General features: G+C 63.1%; 16 protein-coding genes. 2 read left to right on the top strand and 14 right to left on the bottom strand.

Annotation, left to right across the window (positions count from 1 at the left end):
- Positions 1-7 precede the first annotated feature (7 nt).
- The 14 genes from G3580_RS03445 to epsL all read right to left on the bottom strand — a co-directional run bounded on the left by G3580_RS03445 (position 8) and on the right by epsL (position 16,331).
- Positions 8-1,021 (bottom strand): sulfotransferase family protein, encoded by a 1,014-nt coding sequence (locus G3580_RS03445; protein ID WP_173763938.1) that lies wholly within the window; start codon positions 1,019-1,021, stop codon positions 8-10.
- On the bottom strand, positions 1,008-2,567 hold the full coding sequence (locus G3580_RS03440) for a hypothetical protein (protein ID WP_173763937.1): 1,560 nt from the start codon (positions 2,565-2,567) through the stop codon (positions 1,008-1,010). The genes G3580_RS03445 and G3580_RS03440 overlap by 14 nt, the downstream gene beginning before the upstream one ends.
- 118 nt (positions 2,568-2,685) lie before the next feature.
- Positions 2,686-3,702: a sulfotransferase family protein gene (locus tag G3580_RS03435; protein ID WP_173763936.1), complete on the bottom strand. Its 1,017-nt coding sequence runs from the start codon at positions 3,700-3,702 to the stop codon at positions 2,686-2,688.
- Between the two features lie 41 nt (positions 3,703-3,743).
- Positions 3,744-4,754 (bottom strand): glycosyltransferase family 2 protein, encoded by a 1,011-nt coding sequence (locus G3580_RS03430; RefSeq protein WP_173763935.1) that lies wholly within the window; start codon positions 4,752-4,754, stop codon positions 3,744-3,746.
- Positions 4,751-5,974 (bottom strand): glycosyltransferase family 4 protein, encoded by a 1,224-nt coding sequence (locus G3580_RS03425; RefSeq protein WP_217424595.1) that lies wholly within the window; start codon positions 5,972-5,974, stop codon positions 4,751-4,753. Before G3580_RS03425 ends, G3580_RS03430 begins: the two co-directional genes overlap by 4 nt.
- On the bottom strand, positions 5,971-7,461 hold the full coding sequence (locus G3580_RS03420) for a hypothetical protein (protein WP_173763934.1): 1,491 nt from the start codon (positions 7,459-7,461) through the stop codon (positions 5,971-5,973). Before G3580_RS03420 ends, G3580_RS03425 begins: the two co-directional genes overlap by 4 nt.
- A gap of 66 nt (positions 7,462-7,527) precedes the next feature.
- The gene (epsI, locus tag G3580_RS03415; protein WP_173763933.1) at positions 7,528-8,244 is read right to left on the bottom strand and encodes an exosortase-associated protein EpsI, B-type; all 717 of its coding nucleotides are present in this window, start codon (positions 8,242-8,244) and stop codon (positions 7,528-7,530) included.
- 3 nt (positions 8,245-8,247) lie between these two features.
- Positions 8,248-9,147 (bottom strand): exosortase B, encoded by a 900-nt coding sequence (xrtB, locus tag G3580_RS03410; RefSeq protein ID WP_217424594.1) that lies wholly within the window; start codon positions 9,145-9,147, stop codon positions 8,248-8,250.
- A gap of 7 nt (positions 9,148-9,154) precedes the next feature.
- Positions 9,155-10,027: a chain length determinant protein tyrosine kinase EpsG gene (epsG, locus tag G3580_RS03405; RefSeq protein WP_228720755.1), complete on the bottom strand. Its 873-nt coding sequence runs from the start codon at positions 10,025-10,027 to the stop codon at positions 9,155-9,157.
- An 83-nt stretch (positions 10,028-10,110) separates the two neighbouring features.
- Positions 10,111-11,478, bottom strand: a complete 1,368-nt coding sequence (gene epsF, locus G3580_RS03400) for a chain length determinant protein EpsF (RefSeq protein ID WP_173763930.1) — start codon at positions 11,476-11,478, stop codon at positions 10,111-10,113.
- Positions 11,479-11,496: 18 nt separating this feature from the next.
- Positions 11,497-12,309 (bottom strand): polysaccharide export protein EpsE, encoded by an 813-nt coding sequence (gene epsE, locus G3580_RS03395; protein WP_173763929.1) that lies wholly within the window; start codon positions 12,307-12,309, stop codon positions 11,497-11,499.
- Between the two features lie 36 nt (positions 12,310-12,345).
- Positions 12,346-13,308, bottom strand: a complete 963-nt coding sequence (locus G3580_RS03390) for an EpsD family peptidyl-prolyl cis-trans isomerase (protein ID WP_173763928.1) — start codon at positions 13,306-13,308, stop codon at positions 12,346-12,348.
- Between the two features lie 828 nt (positions 13,309-14,136).
- Positions 14,137-14,937, bottom strand: a complete 801-nt coding sequence (pepA, locus tag G3580_RS03385) for a flocculation-associated PEP-CTERM protein PepA (RefSeq protein WP_173763927.1) — start codon at positions 14,935-14,937, stop codon at positions 14,137-14,139.
- A gap of 170 nt (positions 14,938-15,107) precedes the next feature.
- A complete protein-coding gene (epsL, locus tag G3580_RS03380; protein WP_173763926.1) occupies positions 15,108-16,331 on the bottom strand; it encodes an XrtB/PEP-CTERM-associated polysaccharide biosynthesis outer membrane protein EpsL in 1,224 nt (407 codons plus the stop codon).
- A gap of 147 nt (positions 16,332-16,478) precedes the next feature.
- Here epsL and G3580_RS03375 point away from each other — a divergent pair, with 147 nt between their 5' ends.
- Positions 16,479-17,873: an undecaprenyl-phosphate glucose phosphotransferase gene (locus G3580_RS03375; RefSeq protein WP_173763925.1), complete on the top strand. Its 1,395-nt coding sequence runs from the start codon at positions 16,479-16,481 to the stop codon at positions 17,871-17,873.
- Complete coding sequence (locus G3580_RS03370; protein ID WP_173763924.1) at positions 17,863-18,495, top strand: lytic transglycosylase domain-containing protein; 633 nt, start codon at positions 17,863-17,865, stop codon at positions 18,493-18,495. Before G3580_RS03375 ends, G3580_RS03370 begins: the two co-directional genes overlap by 11 nt.
- The last annotated feature ends 16 nt before the right edge of the window (positions 18,496-18,511 follow it).

Raw genomic sequence — 18,511 nt, 5'->3', positions numbered from 1 at the left:
GCCCGGCTCAGTCCTGGAGCCCCAGCAAACCCCGGATCTGAATCAGTGCCCGCTTCGGATTGGCAAGGAGCACCCCGAGAAGGTGGATCGGGTATCTGGCCGCGCTGCCGATCACGCCAAGTGACGGCAGGCGATCCGCAACGCGTGGGTAGTCGAATCGAGCCATGAGCCTGGCGCACGTCCGCTCCACCACCCAGGCCTCGTTCTTCGTCAACACATGCTTCCAGGCATCGAGGCTGTCCCGCGCGAAGCCTGTTCTGCCACCATCGTGCCGTTGCGACGAGCCGACGACCGCGACCTCAAGCATCGCTTCTTCGAATGCAACGCCAAGAAAGCCACAGATCCCTTTCAGGGTCCGCTCCGGATGCGCGACAAGGTCTTCATATCGCACGATGTGAATCTGGGGGTGATCTGAAAGCTGCTGCGCAATCTCGTTGGCACCGCTCCAGAGTTTCGCCATCGTGTAGGGGTGATAATTCACCCACACTCGGATCATTTCCGAAAACGGAATTGCCTTGTTGCTATTCGCACGCCGTTTCCATCGATTCTTTTGAGAGGCGAGCACCGCATGCGGATCGCGGACCATATGCAGGATGCGGACGGAGTCGGAGCGGTCCACAAGCGCCTTCGCGTAATAGATGTTTCGTGGCGTCTGCTCGCAAGGAATGGATTTTCCACGCTCGGCGGCCATCGCCTTGATGGTTTCAAAGAACGCATCCGCCGCGTTGATTCCCTCGTCGCCGATACACCCATCGATGATCTTTTCGGCGCGATCGCGATCGGCCTGGAGAACCTCCGAATTCCAGATTCCGCGCTCGCTTCGCGCAATGATCGTCGCTGCGCGGCTGACCGCTTCAGACCTTCCGATCTGCGGAAACGGCGGGCTCGCCAGCTCGCCAAAATAGTGCAGTTCGTCCATCCCAAGGATCTCGGAGTGCCGCCCGAGCGATCTGGCGAGCACGGTCGTCCCGCTTCGAGAAGCCCCGGTCACGAAAACCACGGTCGCGTTACTGGTTGCCATCGTTGTCATCCAGGGTCGAGATGCTGAACGGCGGAAGCGTCAGGACGTTTGCACCGATCGCCTCGCTTCTTTGCCATGAATTTTCGGACAGGATGTAGTCGCCGGGCTTTGCGCTCAGCGTTTTGACCGCATAACTTTCCGCCGGAAGGATGGCGCCCAGGCTGAAGCGCACCGCGCGCGCTCCGTCATTGACGAGCACGATTCGGGGTGGCTTCTTGTCATGCGAAAATCCCCACCCGTAGACCGGATCGCCCGCCCCGCCAGCCGCCGATTTCCCACTGATTCGGAAAGCGCTGTCGGCACCAGCTGCGGCATTTGCGAATGCCGCAAACAGCGTCCCCGTTGCCGTGAATGCATGCTTCGTTCCGGACAACCGGTCGCCGGAGCACGGCGACTCAATCTCGTTCCGATATCGCCACACGGCGGTGAATGCGACCTGCGCGAAAAGATTGTGAAGGTTGACGATTTCCACCCGCTTATCGCGGAGAAAGGCGTCGATCAGGCGCCCCGTCGCCAAGCCCTGCGCCCAGGTACCGCTCATGACCCCGGTCTTGTCCCACACGGCGAATTCGGTCACCCAGATCGGGGCTGCCCATTCGCTATCGTAGGCCCGGGTCTTTCGCTCCCAGGCCGGGTCCGCCTGCGCCATCAGGCGACGCATCCCCTGGGGGCCGGTCAATTCCGTATACACGGCGCATCGATTTTCGGGATCGTTCGGATTCCTGCGCAACGCCTCGAGAGCCAAGGACTGCGGATCGAGTGCCGAAAGCGGATCGACGTAGATGTGATAGGTCACCGCATCGGGGCTCGATATGTCCTTTGAAAGGCGCTCGTCCCAGCCTTTGCGCCGGGCGCTGGTCCTGAGGTGTCCCAGGTCGCCAGCGCCCACGATGGCAACCTTGACTCCCGGAAACGCCGCCTTGATCCTCGAGCTCCAGTCCTGAGCAGCTTGCGCGTAGGCCGCCACGGAGGGGTATCGCCTGAAAACATGCGGATGCGCCCCCTTGCCAAAATAGAATTCGTTGCCGAGTTCGACGTACCGGACGGGCACCCCCTCCGTCTGCGCGTTTTTCAGGAACGCAATCTGTTGCTGCGGCGTGTAGTCCGTCATGTTGACGACGAAGATGGGCGTGATGCCGGTGGCACGAACGCCCCGGGCCAGATTTTCGATCGAATAGCCACCGGGCCGCCGGGCGAAGTCGAGCACGAACCGCGAGGCGCCGACGTCATGAACGGACAAGTCGCTGCGTACGCCGCCCTTGTTCCAATCCCAGAAGTTCGCCACCGTGCCGCCGGGATACCGTAGCGTCGCGGCACCGGTTCGACGGGTCGCAGCGACCAGCTCGGCATCGTTCCAGGGCGCTTCCAGATTTCCGAAATTGCCGTTGAATCCGAAAAACGTGGCCGGCATCGGCCGCACGGCGGTCACGACCGCCTGGAGATCGTCGGCCATCGCGCCGAATGGCAACACGAAGGCCGTCCAGACGATCGCCGGCAATACCGCGCGACGGCACGCCGCGATCACGAACACGCTGAAATTCTTCATGTTCTGAGCCTCCTGGTTCGCGGCGCCGAGCGCTCGCAAAACAAGCGTTTCCTGCCGCGTGCGCCCGACCGGTCTGACAACGGAATGCGCGCGCAGCGACACGCGCACAGGTCGCCGCTCACAGGGGACGGGACGGTTCATTGTGGTAGCCGAGGTTCGCCATCGTTTCCGCAAACAAGGCGTGCACCTCCGGCAGGAGATTCGGCCAGGGCTTGGCCGGATTGTCATGCAACCGGGTCTTCGCGTACTGGAAGACCGAGGCATCATGATCGAGCCCGCAAAAATCGAGCAACGCGGCAAGCGCGTGGTCGGTATCGGCCAACAGATCTTCGTAGCTGATGCGATGGACCAGCTCCGGATGGGCCTGCATTTCCTGAAGGCCACGGTCCATCGTGACGATCCACTCGAGCGCTGCACGGTTTTCCTGATCGAGCGCTGGCGTCGCATGTTTCCGGACGGACGCGTAGCGGGGATAGCGCATCAGCACCTGCTCACACAAATACGCCCACTTGACGTCGTTTCGTCCCCACCAGTCATCCCGGCAGTCCCCGTCCGAGACCCCGAGCCGCTCCGACCATTTCACGACCGACGGCACGGCGTCCGGGCCCCGCCGGGTGATGAACACGATCCGGGCGTCGGGAAACAGTGTCCGGACATAATCGACGCGAAAGATCAGTTCCGGATACTTGTCGACCACCCGCTTGGCGCCCACCAGCCCCGCATACCGTCGAAACAGCCGATGGGCTCTTCGTCGGGTGTCCGCGTCGATTGAGGCCGGGTCCAGCTCGTAGCATCCGCCGGTGTCCGAATAGTTCGCGTTGAGATCCTGGCTCGGATCGATGAGGTGCCACATCGCCTTCGGTTCGTTGAGGAAGGCAACGTCTTGGTGCACCGACAACAGGACACCGAGAATCGTCGTTCCGGACCGCCCGAGTCCGGTAATGAAGATCGGCGCCCGCAGCTGCGGCTGTCCGGGGAATTGTGCGAGCCCCTTCAGGAATCGAAACACGACGGGATTGATCCAGCGCCCCCTCGTCGTGAGCGGGCGTCCTTCGAAGGCGCCATAGCTCACGAGGCGACGCAGCGTCTTTTTCAGGCCGTATTGCCGGTAAGTCGAATCAATTTGCGCAACCATCAATCCCTTTCATCCATGAACGATGTCCGATTCACCGGGCATCAACCATTCTTGGGCGCAGGCAGCTCATAGGCCCCGCGCCACGTTTCCCGATCACACATCCGGAACCAGCGCTTGCGGGTATAGAGCTGCATGCGGTGCACCACCGCGCAGACAAGACGCCACGGCGAGCGCATCGCCCCGACGATCTGGCGCCACTCGCGCTTGCGCACCGCGTCGGCCAGTTGGTCCACGAGTGCCAGCCGGGCGATATACCGTCGCCGCGCTTTGAGCGCGGCCATGATCTCGGGCGCAGCGTCGACGTCCTCGAGCACCATGAGACGATCGACGACCTCGGCGAGCTGTCGGTAGAGCCCCTGCTTCTGGGTCGTCAATGAACCGGTATTCCCCCGCCGCAACCGGTAGAGGGGCGAAGGCACGACCAGCACCCGCGCACCCGCCAACATCAGCTTCAGGAGAAATTCGAAATCCTCGCCGTACTTGATGTCCTCGGGATAACGAATTCCGGTCGATTCGAGCAGCGCCATGCTGACAAGCGGTTTCAGCGACCCCAGGTCGTAGCGAATCAACTCTTCGGCGCTGATCAGCCGCGGAACACGCCAGGGAACGGCTTTGTCGGTGAACCGGCGCGACACGGGCTGGAGGGAATCATGGGCGACGACCAGCTGATCATCGAGCACGATATCCGCGTCGTGTCGCAAGGCCATGCGCACCAGCGTGTCGATCCGCTCCCGCGCGAACCAGTCATCACCATCGAGTTGGGCCACCCAACGCCCGGAGGCCGCCTCGATCGCACGATTGCGCGCGGCGCTGGGGCCGCCGTTCGCCGACTGACGCAAGACCCGGATCGGCACGGCGGTATCGAAGCGGGCCGCCACATCGAAGGTCCCGTCGTTGGAACAATCATCCACAACGACCAGCTCAATGTTCGAATACGTCTGCTGCGAGACCGACGTCAGTGCCATGTCGATCATGGAGGCGCAGTTGTATGCGGCCACGATGACCGACACCACGCCCGCGGACTCGCTTTCGTGTCGGTCGCGTACGCTCATAACGCCACCCCCACGCCTCGATAGACCTGCGCCAATTTCTCGAAATGCACCGAGGCGCTGAACTGCGCCTCGACCTTCGCGCGGCCCGCCCGGCCCATTTCCGCCGCCTCTTCGCGATGCGCGACCATCCATTCGATGGCCTGGCGCAACGACTCGGCATGACCCGGCTCAAACACCAGCCCATCGATTCCGTCCGCAACGACCTCCGCCATCCCGCCCATGCCGCTGGTGATCACGGGGCGAGCGCGTGCGAACGATTCGATGAGGGTCAGCCCGAAGGTTTCATAGCATTCGGACGGAGACACCGTGCAGATCGCCCCCGAAATCAGCGCCTCCAGCTCCGGGCCGGCGCGATAGCCCAGCATTTCCACGTGCGTGAGTTCGCGCACCTCGATCTCGCGAGCCAGCCGATCGCGATCGGCACCGTCGCCCACCAGGAGGACCCGCACATGCCGCAGGGGCGCCACCGCCTCGAGCAAGGTGTCGAGCCCCTTGATCCTCTCGAGACGCCCCAGATACAGCACGTAGTCGCCCGGCGCATGGGACGTCGGGATGGAACCGCAATCGATGAAGTTGTGGACCGTCGTGATCCGGTCCGGAGCGATGCCGTACTCGACCATCTTCTGTCTGACGAAATCGCTCACCGCGATGAAATGATCGACACGATCGATGTTGCCGAGCCACCGGGACACATAGCTCTCGACCGTACTGAGCGCGGATCGGGCCAGTGACTTGCGATTGCAGCGCGTGATCGTGGCCTGATAGAACCCCCCCTTGGGACACCGTTCGCACACCTGCCCGTCGTTGAACAGCGAGTAGGTGGGGCAAATGAGTTTGTACTCATGCAGGGTCTGCACGATCGGGACGCCCGCCTGCCGCAAGACCGGAAGGATCGATGCGGTCAGCTGCCCATAGTAGATGTGCAGATGTGCCACATCGGGCGAGAAGTTCCGGACAAGACGCTTCAAGGCGGCCGCCGCCTGGGGATTGAACACATAGCGCGCCAGGTCGACCGGCCCCGGCCGATTGAAATCGACCGCAGCGGGGAAGTAATCCGACCAGTCGCTGGGTTCATTTTGCGGATGCGCGGCGCAGAACGGCGCAACCTCATGGCCACGATGCGTGAGCAGATCGCTCAACGCGAAGAAATACCGATCGACACCACCACGCAGGAAGTGGATCTGGTTGATGTTGGCGACACGAATGCCCGTGGACTTCATGACATCGCCCCATCGCCACGCAGCGGTCGCACGAGCTCGCTGCGCGCCATCGTTTCCAGCCTCGTGCCACGGCGCCCGCGCTGCATCAACGCATAGCCGATCAACGCACCCGGGATCAGAAAAAGACCGGGATCCTCGAAGATCGGCGACGCAACGGAAATCGCGGCACAGAAGATGAAGGCAAGATAGGCGCTGCGCGAAAAGAACAGCTCACGGCTCGACGTCGCGGATCGCAGGGCACGCACCAGGGACACGAAAACCGCGACAAAGGAGATGAAATAGAAAGAGAAGCCAATCCAACCCGCCTCGGCGAAAAATTGAGGCCAATAGGTATCGTTCAAGACATTCGTGCCATACCACGAGAAACCACGAAAACCGAGCATGTCGTAAACAGCCCAGTTGAACTTGGCCGCAGCAGCAGAACCGAACGTCCCCAGGCCGGATCCAAGCGGAAAATACTGGTTGGCCAACCGGAATCCGTCGTAATAGAGCACCGACCTTGGCTGAAACACCCGCCCGTTCCCGACGAGGTTCATTTTCTCTGCCTCACCAAGGATGTAATCCTGAAAGAACAGGAATGCAGAAAAGGTGAGAACGGTCATCACGACAACCGAGAGAAGCGCTCGTTTTCCCATCCCCTCTCTGGGCCCGAGCACCAGCGGTAGCATGGCCAATCCCGCGACCCCGGCCACCGTTTCATTGCGCTCTCCGGAGGCGATCATCAGGAACAGATAGACGGCGCTGGCCACCAGGTACGATTTGCGCTTTTTCCACAAGAACGCGGTGACCGAGATGAGGCTGAAAAGTCCGGCATAGGAGCCCAGGTAGGAGGCGTGCCTGAAAAATCCAACGGCCCGTGTGGTGCCCAGCAAATCGTTGCGCGCACTCACGGCCGCATCGTGAAAGACAGACGAAAATGCAGCGGGCGAGATGAGCTGAAGCACCACAAGAGGAAGAAGAATCTTCCACAGATTCGCCACGACAAAGAGCAGTATCCGTTCGAATCGTTCGTGACCCGTAATGGCGGCACCAAGGAGTATCAGAAGAAACGGTTTAATCGTCGTAAGCAACTGAAAGAAGACGCCCAGCAGTGTCGAGAAACCATAAACGGAACTGACCAATGCAATCACGAAATAGGCGCCCAAGGGTAAAAACACGGGCTTTATTCCGTCGAACCGGAGACGACCCGACGCGGCCCTGACGGCGACCAGCGGAAGGGCGGAAAACAGGAACAACTCGGTCAAGAAGGACAGCTTCAATCCGGCCAGAGACGCGAGCACTTCCGTGCCGAAGACAATGCCCAGCATGCCGAGGAAGAACAAATCCGCCGCCGCATCGTAGTTTTTCCAGAACGCCGCCAGATAGATCGGCGCGGCAATGGCGAAACACAGGATGACACCCAGCTTCCAGCCGAGCACGGTGAGCGCAGCCCCGATCAACAGGGCAAACACGAGCACCGTGAGCACGACCACGAATGCGGCGAACATAGGTCGCCGCATGGTGGGTTGAAGGACGTTGGCGGATCGCATACCGAAGAGCCCGTGCCGAGACCGCTAGCGCGATTTGGCTGCCGGTTCAAAGCCCGCCAGACGCGGCAGGACCTTGGGATCCACCGCATGCAGCAGATCACGTGTAAATCGATCGCTGAGCGCGTAGGCCTGATCGGGATCCTGGCTGATGGTCGATACGCGAAACAGCAATCCGTCGGGAATCAACCCCTTGGCGGCGTACTCCATTTCGACCAGCTTCTTTTCATACCCGTGCCTCACGACATGGTCACCCACCGTGGTCCAGTAGGTCACCGGTTCGAAGCGTCGACCGTCCAGACCGGTGAACAGACGACGCACGGGGATGTCGCCGAAGCGGCTTTTCAACACATCGTCGTGCTTGTTCCTGATGACGAATCCCTGAGCCGGATAGCAGACATCCGGTCGGTGTAGGGCAAGCGAATCGCGCTGGTCACGTCCGTAGGCGATGGCCAGCATGACGCGTTGGCCATGACTGTTCGTGTATGTCCGGGACACGGTCTCGACATAGAGTTTGTCAATGAGCTCCCGCGACTGGGGGTTTACCAGTTGTGGCGCCTGCGGTTCGACCTTCCAATCGCCGAACTGCTTGGGGACGAGTTCACCCAATGAGGTGCCCGGTCGCAGGTCGGCAAGAAAGACACTCGGTTTCAATTGCGCGCCGAACGCGGCCGACACGACCATCAGCAACGCAATGAAAAAGGCCTTCATCCTGGAGTTGGGACGCCCGGATTGCTGGAACATGAGTCAATCTGCCGTATTTCGTGAGCGTGCGACGACGAGGCGAATCAGGGAGTCGACCCCGATAATCAGCAACAAGGCCGTCAGAAACAGCACCATCCCCGCGAATCCATGGAGAAACCCCTGCCCGGCCTCATCCCCCAGGTGATAGGTGATCAACGTCAGGGCCATGACACGAATCACGTTCGCGGTAAAGGAAATCGGGACGATCAACAGCGCCAGCGTCAGATTCCTCGCCACCGACTCATGGCGGACGAGATTGAGATACAACAACCCGAGCGCCTCGAGAGTGAACAGGGTGTGCAAGCCGGCGCATGCATCCGCGACGAGCAGCTGGTAGGGGCCGATCTGCAATACGACACCGGTACGCGCGATGGGATAGCCCGCCGCGTATAAGACATGCTCCGCGACATATGACACCGCCATTTTCATGGGCATCGTCATGGCGTCAACGAAGGCGCCTGGAAGCGGAATCATGAAGAGCATGAAGAACAGGGGGAACCACACGGCCTTTACGGCCCGCCCGCCGCACATCAGCAAGAGCACTGCGACCAGCACCCAGATCACCGAACCGATCTCGAACAACAGGATGTCCTGGGAGCGCCCGACAACGAACAGCAGCAGGCCGAACACGAGGACCGGCCAGCCGGCCCGCGAGGGGGCACCCCCCTCGCTGGCCGCCATCATCTGCGGCCACTTGCGATAGAGGAGCCAGATCGAGATCGCCAACACGATGGGGCCATGGCCTTGTTGGTCCGTGCTCCAGATCCCGGCAAACAGATCGTAGAAGCTGGGCAGGTACATGACCGATGCGCCCAGTGCGACGATGATCCAGGGCCACCACCCATCGGCTTGAATCCCAAAACTGTGGGCGGTGGATGACGATTGAGCGCTCACGGTCTGCACATCATTCTCAGCGTTCGACCAGGACTGTTCCGACCACGGAGGCCGTCGCCTGCCGCAGCATGTCGGCGTAGCTGCGCAGCAGGCCAAGGCGGCTGGCATTCTTCTGGGCGACCACCAGGGCGCCACTGGCACGCACGGCGACGGTCTGGCCATCGGCGAACTGTGCCCCGGCGGGCGTGTCGATGAGGATCACGTCGAAATCGGCACTGAGGTGCTGGAGCAGTTGTGCGAAAGCCGGCCGAGCCAGCAGCTCCTGTGGATTGGGGGGCACCGCACCGGCGGGCAGCAACGACAGGTCGAGCAGCGCCGGCACCCGTTGCACGGCGTCGGTGGCCCCCCGCCCGGACAGCACGGCAGAGAGGCCGCTGCGGTTTTCGGCGCCGAACAGCAGATGCTGGCGCGGGTGACGCAGGTCGGCGTCGATGATGAGGGTGCGCTCGCCGAGCTGGGAGAACACCACGCCCAGGTTGGCGGTGAGCCAGGAGCGCCCTTCCCCGCGACCGGGGCTGGTGATGGCGAGCGTCTTGTGCTCGGCTTCGGCGTCGAACCAGCGCAGCATCAGCTGGCTGCGCAGTGCGCGCAGGGCTTCGACCGGGGCCGAGAACGGGTTGTAGGCGGCCACCACTTCGGCCGCGACCCGGCTTTCGCCCCAGGTGAGGTAGGGGTAGTCGAACTGGCGCGACAGGGCCTGGGCGATATCATCGTCACTGATCAGGCCGAGCTTCTTGGCGGCGTCGCCAAAGCGCAGGCCCTCGTCCTGCTGCAGGCGCAGGACGTGCTCGGCATCGGCGGCCTTGATCTTGCCCGCGTCGATGAGGATGGCGCCGATGGAGCGGTCGCGCCCCGTCTTGTGCTCGGCGAATTGGTCGATGGCGCTCACGGCGGAATTCGCTGGCTTGATCATGGGTTTGCTTGCTGGGGAATGAGGAACCGCCATGGCGTCGGCGGTCGGATTGACAGTGTTCATGCAGCGGCCACCAGCTTGAGTTTTCCGCCCGAGGGCACGACGCCCAGGACCGGCACGCCGGCCATCTGGACCAGATCTTCGACGCCGCGCACCCGCGGGTCCATCATCTCCAGCAACAACGCGGCGCCCAGCCCGAGCAACAGCCCGAGGAAGATGGCCAGCGCGGTGTTGAGCACGATTTTCGGGCTCGACGGCTTGAGCGGCGGCACCGCCGGGGTCAGCACCACGACATTGGTCTGCTGGGTCTGGCTCTCCAGATTGGTCTGCGCCAGACGCTGGGTGACGAGGTCATAGGCCCGCTGGGCGTTTTCCACATCACGCGCCAGCACGTTGATCTGATCACGCTCGGCCTTGAGGGCGAGCACCTTCTTCTTCTGCGCCTCGAGCGACGCCTTGATCTCGGCTTCGCGCTGCGCATCGACACGGGAGTTGGTCCCCAGGGCACGCACCACGCGCCGGGTTTCGTCCGCGATACGCTGGCGCAATGCGGAGATCTCGGCATTGGCCTTGGCCAGCTCGGGGTGGTTGCTGCCATAGCGCCCGGCCAACTGGTCGCGGGTGGCCTCCTGGCGGGCCAGATCGGCCTTCAGGTTCTGGATGAGGCCGTTCTGCATCACCTCGGGCAAGGCATCGGCGTTGCCCGACTGGGCACGGCGCGAGTCGCTGTCGACCCGCTGCGCCTGGATGGCCGACAACTGCGACGACAACTCGGCCAGTCGCGCGTTCTCCACGTCGAGTCGCTCGTCGGTGGCGACGATCCCCTGCTTCTGCTGGTAGTCCGACAGGCGCTTCTGCGCGGCCTCGAGATCGGCCCGCAACTCCGCATTCTTGCCATCGAACCACTTGGCGTACTGGCGGGCGGGCTCGACCTTCAGCTCCAGGCTGGTATCGATGTAGGCCTGTGCCCAGGCGTTGGTCAGCGCCGCCGCGAACTTGGGATCGGCGCCGGTAAAGGAAACGTTGATGACGTTGCTCTCGCGCGAGGGCTCGACATCGAGACTCTCCTTCATGCGATTGGCCAGCCACACCGTGACGGAACCCTCGCCGTCGGTGCTTTCGCGCCAATCGGACTGCACCGATGGCGCTTCGGTGAGCTTGAGCTGAGTGACGACCCGCTGGGCCACACGATCGGAGTTGATGATATCGACCTGAGTGGCCATGTAGCCCGGGATCATCTGTGCCGGCAGCAGACCACCGGTCAGCGGATCGTTGGTCTTGGCGTCGACCACCAGCGAGGTGGTGGCGGTGTATTGCTTGGGCAGGATCAAGCTCACCGCCACGGCGGTACCCACGACCACGAGCAGGGTCAGGATAACGACCCACATCCGGGCGCGGAGGATCAGGAGGAATTGTTGCAGCGTCATCGAAAGCTCCCCCACGCCTCAGAAGAGGCTCTCCCGTACGTAGATCACGTCGTTGTTCTTGAGCGCGCTCGTCAGCTTGGGTTCGACGACCTCAATCTTGCCGTCGGCGCCACGGCGATGGATCTGCAGGCCCTTTTCAGTGCCGCGGGGGGTGATGCCGCCCCCGGTGGCCAGGCCCTGCATGACCGTCATGCCCGGCTCCAGGCGGAAGGCGCCGGGCCGGTTGACCTGTCCATAGATGTAGAACTTCGGTGCGCGCTGCACGTAGATGCGGTCACCGCCTTGCAGCAGTAGATCCTTGCTGAAGTCGCCCTTGGCGAACACTTCGGGAATATCGACGGTCACGCGCAGCGGCTCGCCGTGGCGCGCCCCCACGAGCACAACCTCGTCCGCCCCGTTGGGGGAGATGCCACCAGCGGTGGCGAGCATGTCGGAGAGGCGGGTATCGAGCGTCTCGAGCGGGTAGCGGCCGGGACGATTCACCTGCCCCAGCACCGCCACCTGATTGCTGCGGATCTGCAAGGGCAGGATGTTGACCTGCGGTTTCAGGACGAATCCGCCGCTGCGCAGCTGATCGGCAATGGCCTGCTCTGCAGCCGGGATGGTCAGGCTCCCGACCTTGACCGTACCGACCAGAGGAAAGGTGATGGCGCCGGCTTCGGACACACGCGTCTCCGTCGTCAGGTCCGGATTCTGGAACACGGTGATACGGATGATGTCGCCGGAGCCGAGCACATATTCGGACACCGGCGCCTGGGCAAACGCCCCCTGCGCGAGGACAAGCAGCGCAACGGCGAACACGACGAGCGGACGGGTGAGTCGGTGGATCATGATGGCCTTTTCAGGTTCGGTTGTTCGGGAAGTCGCTCACTTCAGCCCACTGAGGCCCTTCTGCATGGCCTCGGCATCGACAGCTCCGGCCGCGGATACGGCACTGCCGCCGCTCTCGGTCGCCAGGGCAGCCGCATGCGATTCGGCGGGAGCGACCTCGGCCGCTTTGAAGTTGCCCATGTAGGCGATCTGCGCGGTGTCCCGCAGACGCTTCATTTCAGCCTGCGCCATTTCGGCACGCTTGCGGTTGAGCAGGAAACGTTCGATGAACGGGGTCGCCTTGTCGAAATCCAGTGGCGCCGGGCGCGAACCGGCCAGATAGATGGCGAGCACGCCGGTACGGGTCTGCACCAGACCGATCTGGCCGTCCTTCATCTTCGCAAAACGCGGCAGCGCCTCCATGGGCAGCTGTTCTGCCGCACGCACACCGCCGCCGGCCTTGAACTGGATATTGTGCTCACGCAGCCAGCTCACGATTTCGTTGAGTGATTTGGCCTCCGAGACGGTCTTGCGCAAATCGTCCATCTGCCCCGGCTCGAGCGTGATGTTCAGCTCCTGCAGGTTGTAGATGCGCCGTTCGGCGAACAGCGCCGGGTTGGCGTCGAAGAAGCTGCGCATCTCGGTGGCGGTGGGCTTGTCGGCGGTCGCCGTGTATTGCTCCATGTAGCTGCGGGCGAGAATGTCGCGCTGCGCCGCCTCGATGGCCTGCAGCACGCGCGGATCCCGGTCGAGCTTCTTCTCCTTGGCGCGCTGGACGAGCAGTTCTTGATCGACGAGGCGCGACAAGGCCAGCTCGGTGGCCTTTTCCACCTGGTCCGGCTTGATGTTGGGCGTGCGCGCCAGCATCGCATTGACCTGATGAACCGTGATTTCACCCGAATTGACCTTGGCGGCCACCTGGGTCGCGCCCTTGCTGTCGGAACCACTGCCACAGGCGGCGAGCGTGAGTGACAGGGCGACGGTAGACGCCAGGCGGAAGATGAAGCCGGAATCAGTCATTCGGTGTCTCCATGACGTTGGCAATTGAGTTAGCTTGCTGCGACGCACAAAAAATATCAAGCCCAGTGGTGAACCGTATGTCTGAAATGTTACGAAAACATGATTGAAACATATCCTGACATATTTACACTATGACAATGTCACATCCACCCGCTTCCGGGCAAGACGTCCGCAAAACAACGGAAACCCAGCCGGCCAACATCGTCGTGTACGTGCCGGGCGCGGGCGCCAGCGCCGGAGCTGTGGCCACCGACACGCCACGAAGCGCTGCGCGACGAAAACCTGCCCAGGCCCCGCATCGATCGGACGCTCGATGGCGGCGTTGACCGCACGCATGCCGGTCCGTCCGGCCAGCCCACCTCGGTGCGAGGAGGCTACGCGCAGCACGTTGCAACAGCACGTCCACTCGGCTCACCCGGAGCAGGCCGAACAGACTACGGATGCGACGGCCGTCTGCATGGAAGCGCATCATATAGACCTGCATGGGCCAGGCCACGCCGGATTCGTAACACGATGTCATTTACGGAAGGCGCCGCAACCAGGGGGCATGCCCGGCAGCCAACTTGCGCCAATCGGCGCAGGACGACATCACAGGCCCCCTGTTTCCTCCTCGACGCAGGACCCTGGCGAGGGGCGTGCGGGCGCATCGCGGCGAGACCGGCGGACACGCTCTGTTGCGATTGGAGAGCCCGCCGCGGCGCGGTGTCGCCATGGCCGATACCGGCGTGCCCCACCCGGTCGCCACACGCCACCGGGGCACGGAGCGAAAAAAAAGGCCCGCCGAAGCGGGCCACGTCCTTCACGGTCTGTCGACGGGCGCCGACTCACTCAGCCGAGGCGGCGACGGCGAATCATACCGATCGCGCCCAGCCCCGCCAGCAACATCGCGTACTGCCCGGGCTCCGGCACCTGAAGCGCCAGATAGCCATCCGCAGCCAGACGAACGTCACCCGCATCGTAGGCATGCCCCAGCACGGAGTCGACACCCGACAGGAAGGTCTCGTCGGTGGCATCGTTCAGACGCAAGGTGAAGATGCTCGTGCCGCTCTTGATGGTGGCGGGCGCAAACACGTTGGCATCGACGGTGTCGATGCGAATGCTCAGGTCGGTGAAACCGACACCGCGGCCGCCAATGTCGAACAGGGCGCCACTGCCACCGACGATGGTCCCGGTGATCAGCGCATCGCCATCGTCGAAACCGGTATCGGCGGCGAAGCTGCGATCGACCGCGTTGTCGAAGTAGAGCGTGACGCTGCCGCCGGTGAGCGTAAACAACCCGGGCTGCAGCGAGCTGAGCTCTTCACGAAACGAACCGGCGATGGTCAGCTCGTAATCGCGGTTCAGTCCTACCGCGGTGGCGAGCGTGCCGCCGAACTGATGATTGGTGACGTAGGACTGGAACCAGCCGTTGTAGACCACCGGATCGGCGCCACCATTGGGCTCGGGCTCGAGGAGCACGGCCCCGCGGGCGAAGTCGTAGGTATCGAAGGGCGCGACGACCTCGCCGACGGACGCCCCGCTCGGCGCCTGAGAATAATCGGCGCTACCGACCCAGTTGGTGTCGGCCAAGGCACTCGATGCCGCGCTCGCGGCCAGCAACGCAAACAGCATCCTGGTCAGTGAAGACATGAGGATTCTCCCGGATCAATAGGGTTGAAGACGGAGACCTTCAGTATCGTCACGCGATGTTGCAAGACGCCCCCTCCGAGCCGCAGTTGCAATAGTCACTTTGGCTCATGCCAACCCCGGTAACCAAGGGCACCTGACGGGCCTGGCGCGGCGGCGCGCCTCCCACGCAATCAGAAACTCAGCTGCGCCGTGAGCGAGCTGACCCGGGCATCATATTCCTTGTTCGGTTGATCGCTCGTGCGTGAATTGCGTGTATGGGACAGGCTGAGACTGAGGTAGTCGCGAACCAAGTAGGAGACGGACAGGCGCAGGGTTCGCGTCTTTTCGTCCTGAGAAGGCGCACTGACGACGATCCCCGGATCACCGCCAAAGTCGCGCTTGCGCCATTCCCACTTGCCATGCACGGCGATCCGGCTGGTGGCCGCCCAGCTCGGCTCGAGCGACACCGCCTTGGTGACGACGAAGTTGTCGATCAGATCCTGGCGCGCCCCGATTTCCCGTCGAACGGTGCTGCGCAGACTCACCTTGCCGGTAATCGTCCAGTCGTACTGAAGCCGCCCCGTCATGCCGCTGAAGTTGCGGATGCTCAGGTTCCGGTAGGTGCGACGGGTATAACCCAGGTAGCCCGAGAGCACCGACAGGCCGGTGAGCCGCCAGCGTCCGCTCATGCGCACGTCGGACTGACGAAAGCCCTCGTCCGCCGTCGCGGTGAGCACGCGGTTCGGATACTCGCCGTCGGTGAAACGTGCCGACAGGGACAGCCGGTTGCCCGACTCGGGGCGATAGGTGAGGCTGATTTCGGGAATGCTCGCACGATAATCCGCCCGCTCCGACGCCCGGTCGGAATATGCCGAGTTGTACCGCTCCCATCCCATGCCGACGGCCCAGTCGGGATGCCACCAGTAGCTGGCCGACGCCTTGAAGGTGCGCTGCCGGTTGATGCTGGTCTCGCGCCGATTGGTCTGCACATCGGCAAAGTCGCGCGCCACCTCTTTTTGGTCGACCTGGAGGGTACCGGTCCAGCGCGGCCCGACGCGCCAGTCCCAGCCGGCCGCGGCCCCCTTGGTGGTGTAATCCAGATCGCTCCATTCGGCGAATCCGGCGCGGCTCAGGTCAGCCGATGCGTGCAACCGCTGCCGGCCATAGACCCGGTCGAACACGGCCGACAAGGAGGTCACGCTGATCGTATCGCCGCGCTGGCCATTCCCGAACGGACGCACCCCGTCGGGAAGGCGATAGATGTTGTCGTCGTGCTGAAACGACTGGCTGATATAAACGTTCAATGCATCGGCCGGATCCTCGGCATGGACCGGGCCCGCCCCGAACGCCAACGCGGCGCAAAAGATGACGTAAGCGCAACGGTGGTCGCGCCCGGGCGCGCGCCGGCCCTTCACGAAGAAAAAACCATTTTGCATATACATTGCAGCCTCAAGCCGACATACTGTTTCAAACTCGAAAAAATCGCAGGTGCCAATTGCATATGATTACGTGATTGCTGCCTCGCATCAAACACGTAATCATTTCGTTTAGTAAGTACCCACATGCTCGCCACCCTAGACAAATCGAGCGGCAGCCAACGCAGCGGCCTGTCGTTTTCCAGTTCCGTCGAGACCTTCCTCGATCCGGCGGTGGCCGTCGCCATGCTGTTCGCCTGCGCAGGAGCCGACGGCGAACGCCTCGGCGCGCCCTACATCATCCTCGCCCTGATCGTCTTCTCGCTGACCTTCCCGGGCAACATCTTCCTCAACGACAGCTTCCGCCGCATGCTGCGCAAGACCGTGGTGAACTGGCTGATCGTGGCGATCATCCTGCTGTTCTTCGGCGAGGCGAGCGGCTACATCAACTTCTTCCCGCGCAACGTCATCTACGGTTGGCTCGCCGCGACCCCCGTGGCGCTCATCGCCACCAACGCGCTTGCCCGCTGGGCGATCCCCAACCTGCTGTCCATCGAGGGCTACACCCGGACCGCCGTCATCGCCGGATGCAACGACATCGGCACCCGACTGGCGGAGAGTTTTGCATCCAATCGTTTCATTGGTGTGCATTTCGTCGGCTATTTCGACGATCGCAAGCGGGACCGGCTGGAGCGCATCGGCGAGGCACCGCTGCTCGGCAGCCTCAATCAGCTCGCCGACTACGTGAAGAGCCACCATGTCGACCACATCTACCTGGCGCTGCCGATGGCCACGCAGCCGCGCATCCTCAAGGTGCTCGACAACCTCAAGGACACCACCGCCTCGATCTTCTTCGTCCCGGACATCTTCGTGACCGACCTCATCCAGGGGCGCGTGGATCAGGTCGGCGGCATGCCCGTGGTGGCCGTGTGCGAGACACCGTTCACCGGTGCCAGCGGCCTGCTCAAGCGGCTGTCGGACATCATCCTGTCGATCCTGATCCTGATCCTGATCTCGCCGCTCATGCTGATCACCGCCATCGGCGTCAAGCTCTCCTCGCGCGGCCCGGTGATCTTCAAACAACGCCGCTATGGCCTCGACGGCAAGGAGATCGTGGTCTACAAGTTCCGCTCGATGACCACCTGCGACGACGGCCAGGTGGTCAAGCAGGCCACCCGCGGCGACAGTCGCATCACCCCCTTCGGCGCCTTCATCCGCAAGACCTCCATCGACGAGCTGCCGCAGTTCGTCAATGTACTGCAGGGGCGCATGAGCATCGTCGGCCCGCGCCCGCACGCGGTGGCCCACAACGAGACCTACCGCAAGATCATCAAGGGCTACATGGTGCGCCACAAGGTCAAGCCCGGCATTACCGGCTGGGCCCAGGTCAATGGCTACCGCGGCGAGACCGAGACGGTCGACAAGATGGAAAAGCGCATCGAATACGACCTGGAATACCTGCGCAACTGGTCGCTGGGGATGGACCTGTGGATCGTCATCAAGACCGCGCTGCTGATGGTGAAGGACAGCCGTGCCTATTGATGGCCGCCTCGCAGCCCTCGTCCTGTGCCTGCTCGCCGCGACCGTGCACGCCGATGCCGGCGGGGACGCCTATCAGCTCCGGATCGATACCGGCCGCTATCGGCTGCAAGACCAGCCGGGCTGGCAACTGCCAGCGCCCGCGAGCACCAACCCGACTGCCGCATCGCGCCCCTTTGCCGAGGCCATCGCCCACGCGGCGAACGCGGCCGGCATCGAGCCCGAGCTGCTCCACGCCGTGGTCCAGGCCGAGTCCGGCTACCGCCCGGACGCCCGTTCCGACAAGGGCGCCACCGGGCTGACCCAGCTCATGCCCGGCACCGCCAAGCAATTCGACGCACGCGCGCTCACCGACGCACATCGCAACCTGCAGGTGGGCGCGCGCTACCTGCGCCGCCTCCTCGACCGCTTCGGCAACGATCGCGCCCTCGCGCTGGCCGCTTACAACGCGGGGCCGGGCGCGGTGACCCGCTACGGTGGCATTCCGCCCTATCCCGAAACGCGGGCCTATGTCGCCCGCGTGTTGCGCGAGTACACCGCCCTCAAGGCCCACCGCCACACCGTGCCCCAGCCGTGGCAACTGGGCGCGTCAGGCGGCGACGCACACCTGCCGGGCGATTCCTGAATCCCAGCCGCCGAGC

Origin of the sequence: Nitrogeniibacter mangrovi (assembly GCF_010983895.1) — a bacterium.
GTDB lineage: Bacteria > Pseudomonadota > Gammaproteobacteria > Burkholderiales > Rhodocyclaceae > Nitrogeniibacter > Nitrogeniibacter mangrovi.
The sequence above is the reverse complement of the archived record's forward strand: the minus strand, read 5'-3'. Positions and strand labels throughout refer to the sequence as shown.